Below are 13,270 nucleotides of genomic sequence, written 5' to 3' on the forward strand. Positions count from 1 at the left end.
CTGCGTGCCGTCGGTTCCGGCTGGTGCGGTGGTGCGGGGCGTGCCCGTGGTGAGGCGTGCCGTGCCTGGTGACGCAGGCATCCGGGGCGCGTTCCGTGCCGAGTGGGCGTGGGTCGCGGGGACATCCGGACAGATTCAACGTATGGCACCCGGTGTCACTCAGCAAGGCACCGCGTGCCAAAACTTTCTCTCATTTGCCGATTGACCTGCGCAGATGAGCGATGATCGATCAGAGTTACCCGCGAGTAGGGGCAAGCCGGACAAACGTGAAGGGCCGCTCCCGGAACGGGAGCGGCCCTCTGTGACGCGTGTCGCCCTGTGTGTCGTCTCGTGCGCCGGTCACATGCCGCGCAGCGCCTCTTCGATCGTCCGCATGACCTCGTCCAGCGGGGCGTCCGTGCGGGCCACCGCCACCAGCACCTCGCCCTGCGTGCGGACCGCCGCCGGGGCGGTCGGCGCCGTCGTCAGGGTCCGGCCCGCGCCGATCCCCGAGCCGAAGGTCTTGCGCACGATCGAGAAGGCGTGGTCCAGCTGCGCCTCCACGTCGCCCTGGCCGCCCGCCCGCAGCCAGCGCCGCAGCACGTGGTTGTGGGCGGTGACCACCGCCGAGGCGGCCACCTCGGCGAGCAGCGGGTCGTCATTGCCGTCGTGCTGCTCGTGCTCGTCGAAATGGGCCAGCAGGTAGCGGGTGAACAGCCGCTCATACCGGGCCACCGAGGCGATTTCCCGCTCCCGCAGCGCCGGCACCTCGCGGGTCAGCCGGTAGCGCTCCACCGACACCGCGGGCGAGGCGGCGTACATCTTCATGACTTCCTTGATCCCGCGGCACACCGTGTCGAGCGGGTGCTCGTGCGCCGGGGCCACGTCGAGGACGGCCTCGGCGCGGGTCAGGGTGTCGTCGTGGTCCGGGAAGATCGCCTCTTCCTTGGACCGGAAGTGCCGGAAGAAGGTCCGGCGCGCCACCCCGGCGGTCGCCGCGATCTCGTCGACCGTCGTCGCCTCGTACCCCTTGGTCGCGAACAGCTCCATGGCCGCCGCCGCGAGCTCGCGGCGCATCTTGAGCCGCTGGGCGGCCGCCTTGGTGCCGGCCGGGCTCTCCGGGGCGTCGGAGGCCGAGGAGGCGCGGGGCGAGGTCTTGGCGGGCTGGGACATAGAGCGAAAGTACTTCATTCGCGCAGGGGAGCGCGCCTGCGGGGGGCGGGGCGGGGGTGGATGCGGGGGAGAGCCCGCACTGGGCTCGGGAGGGTGTGTCCGCCGTGAGGGTCCGGCGGACCCGAGCAGCCCTCCCCACGCATCCGGCTCGTGGCCCGTCGGCTTACCGGCGGGCGTACTCACGGAAACCGCGGCCGGTCTTCCGCCCCAGGCAGCCCGCCGCCACCAGATGCTCCAGCAGCGGGGACGGGGCCAGGCCGGGGTCGCGGAACTCCTTGTGGAGGACCTTCTCGATGGCCAGTGAGACGTCGAGGCCGACGACGTCGAGCAGCTCGAAGGGCCCCATCGGGTAGCCGCCGCCCAGCTTCATCGCCGCGTCGATCTGGTCGAGGCTCGCGTAGTGCTGCTCGACCATCTTGATCGCGTTGTTGAGGTACGGGAACAGCAGCGCGTTCACGATGAAGCCCGCCCGGTCCCCGCAGTCCACCGGGTGCTTGCGCACCTTCACGCAGATCTCGCGGACCGTGGCGTGCACGTCGTCGGCGGTCAGCACCGTGCGGACCACCTCGACCAGCTTCATCGCCGGCGCCGGGTTGAAGAAGTGCATGCCGATCACGTCCTGCGGCCGCGAGGTCACACGGGCCACCGCGATCACCGGCAGCGAGGAGGTCGTCGTGGCCAGCACCGCGCCCGGCCTGCACACCTTGTCCAGGGCCGCGAACAGCTCCTGCTTCACGGCCAGGTCCTCAGCGACCGCCTCCACGGCCAGGTCGACCTCGGCGAAGGCGTCCAGCGAGCCGGCCGGGGTGATCCGGTCCAGGGTCTGCGCGGCGGCCTCCTCGGTCAGGCGGCCCTTGGACACCGCACGGCCCAGGGACTTCCCGATCGCGGCCTTCGCGGCCTCGGCCTTCTCCTGGCTGCGGGCGGCCAGCACCACGGTGAACCCGGACTGCGCGAAGACCTGCGCGATCCCGCTCGCCATCGTGCCCGAGCCGGCCACGCCGACCGAGGTCACGGGACGGCCCCCGCCCGCTCCCGCGCCGTCCGCCGGGGTCTGCGGGTCGCGGACGACCGCCGAGCTGCCGGGGGCCTCGTACGTGTAGAAGCCGCGGCCGGACTTCTGTCCGGTCAGGCCGGCCTCGGCGAGGTGTCCGAGGATCGGCGCCGGGGCGTGCAGCCGGTCGCCGGAGGAGGCGTACATGGCCTCCAGGACGGTACGGGCGGTGTCCACGCCGATCAGGTCGAGCAGCGCGAGCGGGCCCATGGGCAGGCCGCAGCCGAGCCGCATCGCGGCGTCGATGTCCTCGCGGGAGGCGTACTTCGACTCGTACATGGCGGCGGCCTGGTTGAGGTAGCCGAACAGCAGGCCGTCGGCGACGAAGCCGGGCCGGTCGCCGACCGAGACGGGCTCCTTGCCGAGTGCCCGGGCCAGTGCCGTGACCGCCTCGACGGCCGGCGGCGCGGTCAGGACCGAGGAGACCACCTCGACCAGCTTCATCGCCGGCGCCGGGTTGAAGAAGTGCAGGCCGAGCACGCGCTCGGGGCGCTGCGACTCGGCCGCGAGCCGGGTCACCGACAGCGCGTTGGTGCCGGTGGCCAGGATCGTGTCGGGCCGGACGACCGCGTCGAGCTCGCGGAACACCCGCTGCTTGACCTCGTACGACTCGGGCACGACCTCGATGACGAGGTCGGCCTCGGCGGCGGCGCCCAGGTCGCCGAAGGTGCGGAAGCGGGCCAGGACGTCCGCCCGCTCCTGCTCGGTGAGGAGCTCGCGGGTGACGGAGCGGGCGGTGGCCGCCTCCAGTGAGGCCGCGGCGCGGCGGGCGGCCGCCTCGCTGATGTCGATGCCGATGACCTCGTGACCGGCCCGGGCGAGGACCTCGGCGATGCCGGAGCCCATCGTGCCGAGGCCGACGACGGCGATGGTCTGGAGGGAGGAGTGACTGGACTGACGGTCCATCGAGGGACTCCAGTGGAAGAGGGTGACGACTGAGGGGACGCGCGTGGCGCACGGTGCACGCGGGGGCCGTACGGAGAGAGATCCGCGCGGCGAGGACCCGCGGGGCCGCACCCGGGGCCGAGGGGCCCGGAGGCGAAGACGCCCGGGGGGAGAAGCGGCGAGACCCTGTCCCGGGGCCGCGCCGTGAGGTCGTACAGAACCGACTGGCACGGGGCGGCTGCGTCACCAGGCCGCCCTCGTACGTGTTGTAAGGACAGTAACCCGTCGGTAACTGGTCCGCCAGAGCGCGGAGATGTGACCTGTACCGCCCAAATGTACCGATCATCGATCATCGATCAACGGCATCTCCGGAACCACGGGTGCGGGCTCCCGCGGACCCCTAGGGTGGCCGGGTGAACGACGTGCTGGAGCGCCTGCGGGCGGAGGCCGGGCAGTCACCGGAGTACGAGGTGCTGCGCACGGCGCAGCCGGAGGCCCTGGCCGCCTCCCTGACCTCGGCCGGCCTGCCCCTGTGGGCCCGCGAACTGGCCGCGTACCGGCTGGGACTGGCGGGTGACCCGCGCGCCTTCGAGTCCCTCGTGCTGCTGCTCAACCACCGGGACCCGCCCCGCTGCGCGGCCGCCGCGACCGCCCTGGCCGTGCTCGCCGACCCGCGCACCGCCCGCGCGGCGGCCGCCCTCGCCACGAACTCCCTGCGCACCGCCTACGCCCTGCACCCGGTCCGGCTGCTCACCGCGCTGCGCGCACCCGAGTCCGTACCGGCCCTGATGACCACGCTCTCCCGGCTGCTGTCGCCGCACGACCCGTACTGGCGGGTGGCCCTGGCCTGCGTGGAGGGACTCGGCAGCCTCGGCGACCCGCGCGCCCGCGACCTGCTGGTCCGCGCCCAGTCCCACCCCCGCCTCGCCGTGGCCGCGACCACGGCGCTGCGGGAGCTCGGCTGACGGCGCCGTTTGGGCCGCGGTTCAGCCGCGGTTCAGCCGCGGAAGCCCAGCAGGCCGTGCAGGGCCGCGCCGCCCGCCGAGGGCGGGACCGCGCGGGTCGCCGTCGCCGGCTTCGGGGCCGGCCGGGCGGGGCAGGTCGCGTCGGCGGCCGTCCCCGTCCTCAGGTACGCCGCCACCTTCTCGTCCAGGCACTTGTTGCCGCTGAGCGCGATCCCGTGGTTGCCGCCGCCCTCCTCGACCACCAGCGCCGAGCCCTTCAGCCGGTCGCGCATGCTGAGCGCGCCCCCGAACGGGGTCGCCGCGTCCTCCGTCGCCTGAAGGAGCAGCGCCGGCGGCAGGTCGGCGTTGGTGACGTCCGGGGCCCGCAGCGACTCCGTCGGCCAGAACGCGCACGGGGCGTTGTACCAGGCGTTGTTCCACGTCATGAACGGCGCCTCGGCGTGCGTGCGCCACATGTCGGCACGCCACCGGTTCCAGTTCTTCGGCCAGGCCGAGTCCCGGCACTGCACGGCCGTGTAGACGCTGTAGCCGTTGCCCGCCGAGGGCTCCACGGCGCCGAACCGCTCGTACGCCGCCACCAGCGGCTTCGGGTCCCCGTCGCGCGCGTACGCGGCGAAGGCCTCGGCGAGGTTCGGCCAGTAGCCGTCGTAGTAGCCGCCCGGCATGTAGGTGTCCTCCAGCTCGGCCGGCCCCACCTTGCCGCCCGCCGGCGCCGCGCGCAGCGACTCCCGCATCGCGTACCAGCGTTCCTCGACCTCCTCCGGGTCGGTGCCCAGCCGATACGTGGCGTCGTACTTCGCCACCCAGGCCAGGAACGCCTTGTGGCGGGCGTCGAAGGCCCGGTCCTGGGCGAGGTTGTCCTCGTACCAGACGCCCGCCGGGTCCACCACGGAGTCCAGGACGAGGCGGTGCACGCGGCCCGGATGCAGCTTGGCGTACACCGCGCCCAGGTACGTCCCGTACGAGTAGCCGAAATAGCTGATCCGCTCCGCGCCGAGCGCGGTGCGCACCGCCTCGATGTCGCGGGCGGCCGAGACGGTGCCCACGTGCGGCAGCACGTCCGCGTGCCGGGTCCCGCAGGACTCGGCGAAGGAGCGGACCCGCTCCAGGTTGGCCCGCTCGGTGGCCGCGTCGCGCGGTACGGAGTCGGGCCGTGCGGGCTTGAAGTGCCCGGCCGCGCAGTCGAGGACGGGCTCGCTCTTTCCGACGCCCCGGGGGTCGAAGCCGATCACGTCGTACTGGGCGGCGACGTCCTGGGGGAGGGCGGAGGCGACGAACCCGGCCAGGGCGCGGCCGCTGCCGCCGGGACCGCCGGGGTTGACCAGCAGCGGTCCCTGCGAGGAGGCGGCGGTGTGCGGGACCCGGGTCAGGGCGAGGGAGATCTGCCGGCCGCCGGGGCGGTCGTGGTCGAGGGGGACCTTGAGGGAGGCGCACTGCAGAGTGGGGTAGCGGGGGGTCGCGCAGCCGGTCCAGGTCAGGGCCGCCCCGGCCGCGGCGGGGGCCCCGGCCGGCGCCGGCGCGGCGGTGACGGGACTCGCGAGGGCGGCGGCCACGGTGGAGATCGACAGCAGGACAGCGGCGCGCGTCTTCAAGGGGTGCAGCATGGGGCCTCCCAGCCGAGGGTTCTGGGCGGAATCGTCCCGGAAACCACGGCCGGAAAGCGGGATTGGGCGGTTCATTGGCCCGATGTGATGACCCCCCGGCGGGCCTGCGGGGTCACAGCAGTGCGAGCTGCGTCGGCTCCCCGGGTCCGGGCGCGCCCGGACCACCGGCGGGACGCTCCGGGAGGACCACGCGGCGGGCGGCACCGGGGCCGCTCGGGCCGATGCCGAATTCGGCCGCCAGTTCGTGGACTTGGCGGGTGATCTGCCGCTGGTACCAGGTGGGGGCGTAGGAGCCGCCCGCGTACATCCGCGCGTACCGCTCGACCAGGTGCGGGTGGTGCGCGGTCAGCCAGGCGGTGAACCACTCCCGCGCGCCCGGCCGCAGATGGAGTACCAGGGGTGTCACGGAGGTCGCGCCGGACGCGGCGACGGCCCGTACGGCGGCCCGCAGCTGCTCCGGTGCGTCCCCGAGGAAGGGGATCACGGGGGCCATCAGCACCCCGCACTCGATCCCGGCGTCGGTGAGGGTCCGCACGGCGTTCAGCCGGGCGGCGGGGGAGGGGGTGCCGGGTTCGACGGTCCGCCACAGGGCGGTGTCGGTGAAGCCGACGGAGACGGACACCCCGACCTCCGTGACCTCGGCGGCCTGCCGCAGGAGCGGGAGGTCGCGCAGGATCAGCGTGCCCTTGGTGAGGACGGAGAACGGGTTGGCCCGGTCGCGCAGCGCCTCGATGATTCCCGGCATGAGCCGGTAGCGGCCCTCGGCGCGCTGGTAGCAGTCGACGTTCGTGCCCATGGCGATGTGCGCGCCGGTCCAGCGGCGGGACCCGAGTTCGCGGCGCAGCAGCTCGGGGGCGTTGACCTTGACCACGATCTGGGAGTCGAAGCCGAGGCCGGTGTCGAGGTCGAGGTAGGAGTGGGTCTTGCGGGCGAAGCAGTACACGCACGCGTGACTGCACCCCCGGTACGGGTTCACCGTCCATTCGAACGGCATCCGCGAGGCGCCGGGCACCCGGTTCACGATGGAGCGGGCCCGTACCTCGTGGAAGGTGATCCCGTGGAACTCGGGGGTGTCGAAGGTGCGGGTGACGACGGTGTCGGCGGCGAAGAGGGCGGCCGGGCCGGCGGCCCTCCGCCCGTCCCCGGACTCCTCGGTCAGATGGTCCCAGCGCATGACGCCTCCCTTGGTGGCTCTGGGGCGAGAATAGAACAAACGTTCCCATGATCGTGCGGACGGGGATCCGGGGTGCCCGGAGCGGTGCCGGTGGGGACCCGGATTTGGGCGCCCGGGCCGGAGGTGGTTGGCTTCGCCGTGACGAGCGATCACCACTGGACGAGCGATCACAACTGCTGGAGGAACAGCCATGGCGCAGGTCGAGGCCACCACGGAGCGGATCATCGCGGCCGACGCGGAGACCGTGTTCGACGCGCTGGCGGACTACGCCGGCACCCGGGGCAAGCTGCTGCCCGAGCACTTCAGCGAGTACGAGGTGCGCGAGGGCGGCGACGGCGAGGGCACCCTCGTGCACTGGAAGCTCCAGGCCACCAGCAAGCGCGTGCGCGACTGCCTGCTGGAGGTCACCGAGCCCACCGACGGGCAGCTGGTCGAGACCGACCGCAACTCCTCCATGGTCACCACCTGGGTGGTCACCCCGGCCGGTGAGGGCAAGTCCAAGGTCGTCGTCTCCACCGTGTGGAACGGCGCGGGCGGCGTCGGCGGCTTCTTCGAGCGCACCTTCGCCCCCAAGGGCCTCGGCCGCATCTACGACACCCTGCTGGCGAACCTGGCCGCCGAAGTCGAGGGCTGAGCACCCGCGGCGCCCGCGCGTCCGCGGCGCCCGCGCCGCGACACGGCGGCTCACCGGTTCGGGTGGACTTCCCGGCCCGGTGGCGGACCGGCCCGCCCCCTCGGAAGCCTGGCGTGGCCCCCGGGGCGCCGGCGGGCCCGGCGGCTAGGGTGGGGCCCTGCGCGCGTGCCGTCGCACGCGTGCGACCGACCGCCCGGGGGCCCGATGAAGATCCTCATCTCCGCCGACATGGAAGGCGCCACCGGCGTCACCTGGCCCGCCGACGTGCTGCCCGGTACGCCCCAGTGGGAGCGTTGCCGGTCGCTGTTCACCTCCGACGTGAACGCCGCCGTCCTCGGTTTCTACGACGGCGGCGCGGACCGGGTCGTCATCAACGAGGCGCACTGGACGATGCGCAACCTCCTGCTGGAGAAGCTCGACGCCCGTGCCGAGATGCTCACCGGCCGCCACAAGACCCTCTCCATGGTCGAGGGCGTGCAGCACGGCGACGTCGACGGCGTCGCCTTCGTCGGCTACCACACGGGCGCCGGCGCCGAAGGCGTCCTCGCCCACACCTACCTCGCCAACTCCATCACCGGGGTCTGGGTCAACGGGGTCCGCGCCAGCGAGGGCCTGCTGAACGCGCACGTCGTCGCCGAGTACGGCGTACCGGTCGTCCTGGTCACCGGCGACGACCTGACCTGCGTCGACGCCGCCGGTTACGCCCCCGCCGCGGTGACCGTCGCGGTCAAGGACCACGTCTCGCGCTACGCCGCCGTCTGCCGCACCCCCGCCCGCACCGCCGCCGACATCCGCGCCGCCGCCCAGGAGGCCGCGGCCCTCGCGGTGTGCCACGAGCCCGTGCGCGGCGGCCCCTTCGCCGTGGAGCTGGAGTTCGACGCCGAGCACCTGGCCATGGCGGCCACGGTGGTGCCGGGTGTCGAGCGGTGCGGAGAGCGCAGGGTCGCGTACGCCAGCGAGACGATGTACGAGGGGATCCGCGCCTTCAAGGCGGTCACGACGGTCGTCTCGGCGGCCGTGGAGGAGCAGTATGGCTGACATGCCCGCAGTCACCGCCGAGGCCCCGGCCGCCGCCGTGGACCGGGTCGCGCTCGACGAGGCCGTCGAGTTCACCTCCGGCCTCATCAGGATCGACACCACCAACCGGGGCGGCGGCGACTGCCGCGAGCGTCCCGCCGCCGAGTACGTCGCCGAGCGGCTCGCCGCCGCCGGGCTGGAGCCGCTCCTGCTGGAGCGGACCCCGGGCCGCACCAACGTGGTGGCCCGGATCGAGGGCACCGACCCCTCGGCCGAGGCCCTGCTGGTCCACGGCCACCTCGACGTGGTGCCGGCCGAGGCCGCCGACTGGAGCGTGGACCCCTTCTCCGGCGAGGTCCGCGACGGCGTGGTCTGGGGCCGCGGCGCCGTCGACATGAAGAACATGGACGCGATGGTCCTGGCCGTCGTGCGCTCCTGGGCCCGCGCCGGGGTCAGGCCGCGCCGGGACGTGGTCATCGCCTACACCGCCGACGAGGAGGACAGTGCCGTCGACGGCGCGGGCTTCCTCGCCGACCACCACCCGCATCTCTTCGAGGGGTGTACCGAGGGCATCAGCGAGTCCGGCGCCTTCACCGTGCACGCCGGACCCGGACGGGCCCTCTACCCGATCGCCGCCGGTGAACGCGGCACCGCCTGGCTGAAGTTGACCGCCCACGGCACCGCCGGGCACGGCTCCAAGCCCAACCGCGCCAACGCCGTCAGCAGGCTCGCCGCCGCCGTCGCGCGGATCGGCGAGTACGCCTGGCCGGTCCGGCTCACCGACACCGTCACCGCCTGCATCACCGAACTCGCCGGCCTCCAGGGGCTGTCGGTCAACCCGCGGGCCCCCGGCTTCGACCTCGCCGCGGTCCTCGCCGAACTCGGTCCCGCCGCCGCCCTGGTCGAGGCCACCCTGCGCAATAGCGCCAACCCGACGATGCTCAGCGCCGGTTACAAGCTGAACGTGATCCCCGGCCAGGCCGTCGGCTACGTCGACGGGCGGATGCTGCCCGGCGGCGAGGCCGAGTTCATCGCCACCCTGGACGCGCTCACCGGACCGGATGTGCGCTGGGAGTTCCACCACCGGGAGGTCGCCCTCGAAGCGCCGGTGGACGGCCGGACGTACGGGATCCTGCGCGAATCCGTCGAACGGTTCGACCCCGACGGGCACGTGGTCCCCTTCTGCATGGCGGGCGGCACCGACGCCAAGCAGTTCTCCCGGCTCGGCGTCACCGGCTACGGCTTCTCGCCGCTGAAGCTGCCGCCCGGATTCGACTACTGGTCCCTCTTCCACGGAGTGGACGAGCGGGTGCCCGTCGAGGCCCTGCACTTCGGCGTCCGCGTCCTCGACCACGCGCTGCGGACCCTGTGAGGGAGACCCTGTGATGGCGGCGGTGACCCGGCCCTACGGAAGCTGGCCCTCGCCGATCGACGCGGCCCTCGCCGCCTCGCTCGACGGGCGCCCCGAATACGTCGGCACGGTCGGCTCCGAGGTGTGGTGGACCGAGCCCCGGCCCGAGGAGGGCGGCCGCCGGACCCTGGTGCGCCGCCGTCCCGCCGACGCCGGACCCGAGGTCACGGCGCTGCCCGCGCCGTGGAACGTGCGGAGCCGGTTCACCGAGTACGGAGGCCGGCCCTGGGCCGGCGCCGAACGGCCCGCGGACGGGCCCCTGGTGGTCTTCGTGCACTTCGCCGACCAGCGGCTGTACGCGTTCGAGCCGGACGCCCCCGGCGGCCCGGGCCCCCGGCCCCTGACCCCGCCGTCCTCGGTCGGCGGCGGGCTGCGCTGGGTCGACCCGGTCCTGCGCGGCGGCGAAGCGTGGTGCGTGCTGGAGGAGTTCACCGGGCCCGCGCCCACCGACGTGCGCCGGGTGCTGGCGGCGGTCCCGCTCGACGGATCGGCCGCCGCGGACCGCTCCCGGGTGCGCGAACTCACCGACGCACGGCACCGGTTCTCCACCGGGCCCCGGCTCTCCCCGGACGGGCGGCGGGCCGCCTGGCTCGTGTGGGACCACCCCCGGATGCCCTGGGACGGCACCGAGCTGCGGCTCGCCGACATCACCGCCGACGGGGAGCTGACCGGGGCCCGCACCGTGCTCGGCGGCCCGGAGGAATCCGTCGCCCAGGTGGAGTGGACGCCCGGCGGCACCCTCCTCGCGGTGAGCGACCGCGGCGGCTGGTGGAACCCGTACCGGGTGGACCCGGAGAGCGGCGACGCCGTCAACCTGTGCCCCCGGGACGAGGAGTTCGGCGGCCCGCTGTGGAAGCCGGGGCTGCGCTGGATCGCCGCGCTCCCCGACGGGCTCGTCGCCGTGCTGCACGGACAGGGGTCCTCGGTGCTCGGGGTCCTGGACCCCGACAGCGGGGATCTGGTGGACGCCGCCGGACCCTGGACGGCCTGGCAGCCGACGCTCGCCGTGAGCGGCACCCGGGTCTACGGGGTCGCCGCCAGTCCGCGCAGCGCCTACGAGGTGGTCGAGCTGGACACCGCCACCGGGCACGCCCGCGTGGTGGGCGCGGAGGGCGTCGACCCGGTGGACCCCGCCTACTACCCGGAGCCGCAGAGCCGCACCTTCCCCGGCCCCGACAACCGGGAGATCCACGCCCACGTCTACCCGCCCCACCACCCCGCCCGGCGGGCCGCTGCCGACGAACTGCCCCCGTACGTGGTGTGGGCGCACGGGGGCCCCACCGACCACGTGCCGCCCGTACTCGACCTGCACATCGCCTACTTCACCTCCCGCGGCATCGGCGTCGTCGAGGTGAACTACGGCGGGTCCACCGGCTACGGCCGTGCCTACCGCGAGCGGCTGCGCGAGCAGTGGGGCGTGGTCGACGTCGAGGACTGCGCGGCGGTGGCCCGGGCGCTGGCCGCCGAGGGCACCGCCGACCCGGACCGCCTCGCCATCCGCGGCGGCAGCGCCGGCGGCTGGACGGCGGCGGCCTCGCTGGCCGCGACCCCGCTGTACGCCTGCGCCGCGATCATCTACCCCGTACTGGACCTGCTCGGCTTCGCGGAGGAGACCCACGACCTGGAGTCCCGCTACATCGACGGCCTGGCGGGGCCGCCGCAGACCCTTGCGGTCCGCTCCCGCGAGCGCTCGCCGGTGGCCCGCGCCGACCGGATCACCGCCCCGTTCGTCCTGCTCCAGGGGCTGGACGACGCGGTCTGCCCGCCGGCCCAGGCCGAGCGGTTCCTCGCCGCGCTGCGGGGGCGGCCGGTGCCGCACGCGTACGTCACCTTCGCGGGCGAGGGCCACGGATTCCGGCGGGCGGACACGATGGTCCGCGCGCTGGAGGCGGAACTGTCGCTGTACGCCCAGGTCTTCGGGATCGAGCGCGCCGACGTGCCGCTGCTGCGGCTGGAGCCGTGAGCGCACCGGCCGCGGTGGTGCGGTGAGCGCCGTGTGCGCGGTGCGGCCGGGGCCGCGGCTCAGGCCGCCGCGATCCAGACGCGGAGCGGGCCGAGGACGGTGAAGCCGGCCCGGAGGGCGGCGTCGAGGTCCTCCCCCGACTCGTAGCCCACCACCGGCAGGCCCGGCCAGCGGGCCGCGACGGCGGTGAGGGTGCCCGCCCAGGCGGCTCCGGCGGACACCCCGCCGCGGGCGAACAGGTTGGAAACGCCCACGACGTCGCCGCTGCGGTGTGCGACCGCCCCGGCGACGATCCGCCCGTCGGCACGCCCGCCGCCGGCACGGCCCGTCAGGAAGACGGTGGTCCCGCCGATGAGCAGGTCCGGGCGGAACAGGCCGGAGGGTTCCCCGTCGGCCCAGGCGGCCTCCCACTGCCGCAACTCCCCGGCACCGGCGACCTCGGACCACTCCAGGAGCGGTCCGGCCGCCGCGGCCGGCGCCTCCGCGGCACGGTGGATCCACTGGGCTTCGAACAGCACCCGGAAGCCCTCCGGGCCCAGGTCGAGCGAGGCGAAGCTGTCCTTGACCGAGCAGCCCGGGGAGCCGGTGTCGAGCGCGGCCACCAGCGCGGCCGCCGACACGCCGTCCGGCGAGAGCGTGACCGCGTCGGGGTACAGGGGCGGGGTCCGCCGCGGGCTGGTCCAGGCGTTCCCGGCGAACACGCCGGGGAGCCCGTGGGAGCGGCAGACGGCGTCGCACCACGCGGCGTTGTCGAGCGCCGCGGCGAGCCGCAGCCCGTGAAGATCGGGGATGGTGGTCACGCCGGGGATCCTGCCACACCTTCTAACCTGGGCGGATGTCCTTTTCCCCGTATCTCCGCGAGGGCTCCCGGGTGGGCCTGCGCCCCGTCCGCGCCGCCGACGGGCCCGAATTCACGGCCCGCGCCCACGAGAGCCGCCGGCTCCACCGCCCGTGGCTGTTCCCGCCCGTCACCCCGGAGGAGTTCGAGCCGTACGCGGCCCGCCTCACCGGGGGCGACGGCCGCGCCGGGTTCCTGGTCTGCGAACTCGCCACCGGCGCCATCGCGGGCTTCGTCAACGTCAACAACATCGTGCGCGGAGCCTTCCAGTGCGGCGCCCTCGGCTACGGCGCCTTCGCGCACGCCGCCGGCCGGGGCCTCTTCCGCGAGGCCCTCGCGCTGGTCCTGGCCCACTCCTTCGCGCCGGAGGGTGAGGGGCTCGGGCTGCACCGCCTGGAGGCCAACGTCCAGCCCGGCAACGCCGCCTCGATCGCCCTCGTCCGCGGCGCGGGCTTCCGGCTGGAGGGGCTGTCCCCGGACTTCCTCCACGTCGACGGTGCCTGGCGCGACCACGAGCGGTGGGCGATCACGGCCTCCATGCCGCGCCGCTGAGCGCGGTGTGGCGCAGGATAA

At 74.3% G+C, this 13,270-nt stretch carries 11 protein-coding genes; 6 read left to right on the forward strand and 5 right to left on the reverse strand.

Going from position 1 to position 13,270, the window contains the following annotated elements; all coding sequences use genetic code 11:
• Nucleotides 1-339: 339 nt before the first annotated feature.
• Both ACFWW8_RS06910 and ACFWW8_RS06915 read right to left on the reverse strand, forming a co-directional pair.
• A complete protein-coding gene (locus ACFWW8_RS06910) occupies nt 340-1,152 on the reverse strand; it encodes a TetR family transcriptional regulator (protein ID WP_386524633.1) in 813 nt (270 codons plus the stop codon).
• 163 nt (nt 1,153-1,315) lie between these two features.
• Nucleotides 1,316-3,112 carry a 3-hydroxyacyl-CoA dehydrogenase family protein gene (locus tag ACFWW8_RS06915; RefSeq protein ID WP_386524636.1) on the reverse strand — a complete coding sequence of 599 codons (1,797 nt, stop codon included), beginning with the start codon at nt 3,110-3,112 and terminating at the stop codon, nt 1,316-1,318.
• 392 nt (nt 3,113-3,504) lie between these two features.
• Here ACFWW8_RS06915 and ACFWW8_RS06920 point away from each other — a divergent pair, with 392 nt between their 5' ends.
• Entirely contained in the window at nt 3,505-4,056 is a 552-nt protein-coding gene (locus tag ACFWW8_RS06920) for a HEAT repeat domain-containing protein (protein WP_386524639.1), read from the forward strand.
• 32 nt (nt 4,057-4,088) lie between these two features.
• Here the strand turns inward: ACFWW8_RS06920 and ACFWW8_RS06925 are convergent, their stop codons facing one another.
• Nucleotides 4,089-5,660 (reverse strand): alpha/beta hydrolase, encoded by a 1,572-nt coding sequence (locus ACFWW8_RS06925; protein WP_386524642.1) that lies wholly within the window; start codon nt 5,658-5,660, stop codon nt 4,089-4,091.
• Between the two features lie 112 nt (nt 5,661-5,772).
• The gene (locus ACFWW8_RS06930; RefSeq protein WP_386524643.1) at nt 5,773-6,834 is read right to left on the reverse strand and encodes an Rv2578c family radical SAM protein; all 1,062 of its coding nucleotides are present in this window, start codon (nt 6,832-6,834) and stop codon (nt 5,773-5,775) included.
• Nucleotides 6,835-7,024: 190 nt separating this feature from the next.
• On the opposite strand from ACFWW8_RS06930, the gene ACFWW8_RS06935 reads away from it, so the two are divergent.
• The 4 genes from ACFWW8_RS06935 to ACFWW8_RS06950 all read left to right on the forward strand — a co-directional run bounded on the left by ACFWW8_RS06935 (nt 7,025) and on the right by ACFWW8_RS06950 (nt 11,859).
• Nucleotides 7,025-7,468 carry an SRPBCC family protein gene (locus tag ACFWW8_RS06935; RefSeq protein WP_386524646.1) on the forward strand — a complete coding sequence of 148 codons (444 nt, stop codon included), beginning with the start codon at nt 7,025-7,027 and terminating at the stop codon, nt 7,466-7,468.
• Nucleotides 7,469-7,672: 204 nt separating this feature from the next.
• Nucleotides 7,673-8,506, forward strand: coding sequence for a M55 family metallopeptidase (locus tag ACFWW8_RS06940; RefSeq protein ID WP_386524649.1), 834 nt, complete (start codon nt 7,673-7,675; stop codon nt 8,504-8,506).
• Nucleotides 8,499-9,857, forward strand: coding sequence for a M20/M25/M40 family metallo-hydrolase (locus ACFWW8_RS06945; RefSeq protein ID WP_386524650.1), 1,359 nt, complete (start codon nt 8,499-8,501; stop codon nt 9,855-9,857). The genes ACFWW8_RS06940 and ACFWW8_RS06945 overlap by 8 nt, the downstream gene beginning before the upstream one ends.
• A gap of 13 nt (nt 9,858-9,870) precedes the next feature.
• On the forward strand, nt 9,871-11,859 hold the full coding sequence (locus ACFWW8_RS06950) for a prolyl oligopeptidase family serine peptidase (RefSeq protein ID WP_386524653.1): 1,989 nt from the start codon (nt 9,871-9,873) through the stop codon (nt 11,857-11,859).
• 59 nt (nt 11,860-11,918) lie between these two features.
• Here the strand turns inward: ACFWW8_RS06950 and ACFWW8_RS06955 are convergent, their stop codons facing one another.
• Nucleotides 11,919-12,659 carry a hypothetical protein gene (locus ACFWW8_RS06955; protein ID WP_386524656.1) on the reverse strand — a complete coding sequence of 247 codons (741 nt, stop codon included), beginning with the start codon at nt 12,657-12,659 and terminating at the stop codon, nt 11,919-11,921.
• A 35-nt stretch (nt 12,660-12,694) separates the two neighbouring features.
• On the opposite strand from ACFWW8_RS06955, the gene ACFWW8_RS06960 reads away from it, so the two are divergent.
• Complete coding sequence (locus ACFWW8_RS06960; protein ID WP_386524659.1) at nt 12,695-13,249, forward strand: GNAT family N-acetyltransferase; 555 nt, start codon at nt 12,695-12,697, stop codon at nt 13,247-13,249.
• Nucleotides 13,250-13,270 lie beyond the last annotated feature (21 nt).

The sequence above is a fragment of the Streptomyces sp. NPDC058701 genome (assembly GCF_042715295.1).
Lineage (GTDB): Bacteria > Actinomycetota > Actinomycetes > Streptomycetales > Streptomycetaceae > Streptomyces.

Coding starts and splice junctions, on each gene's coding strand:
- ACFWW8_RS06910 (WP_386524633.1), bottom strand. CDS start 1,152: ATGTCCCAGCCCGCCAAGACCTCGCCCCGCGCCTCCTCGGCCTCCGAC.
- ACFWW8_RS06915 (WP_386524636.1), bottom strand. CDS start 3,112: ATGGACCGTCAGTCCAGTCACTCCTCCCTCCAGACCATCGCCGTCGTC.
- ACFWW8_RS06925 (WP_386524642.1), bottom strand. CDS start 5,660: ATGCTGCACCCCTTGAAGACGCGCGCCGCTGTCCTGCTGTCGATCTCC.
- ACFWW8_RS06930 (WP_386524643.1), bottom strand. CDS start 6,834: ATGCGCTGGGACCATCTGACCGAGGAGTCCGGGGACGGGCGGAGGGCC.
- ACFWW8_RS06935 (WP_386524646.1), top strand. CDS start 7,025: ATGGCGCAGGTCGAGGCCACCACGGAGCGGATCATCGCGGCCGACGCG.
- ACFWW8_RS06940 (WP_386524649.1), top strand. CDS start 7,673: ATGAAGATCCTCATCTCCGCCGACATGGAAGGCGCCACCGGCGTCACC.
- ACFWW8_RS06945 (WP_386524650.1), top strand. CDS start 8,499: ATGGCTGACATGCCCGCAGTCACCGCCGAGGCCCCGGCCGCCGCCGTG.
- ACFWW8_RS06950 (WP_386524653.1), top strand. CDS start 9,871: ATGGCGGCGGTGACCCGGCCCTACGGAAGCTGGCCCTCGCCGATCGAC.
- ACFWW8_RS06960 (WP_386524659.1), top strand. CDS start 12,695: ATGTCCTTTTCCCCGTATCTCCGCGAGGGCTCCCGGGTGGGCCTGCGC.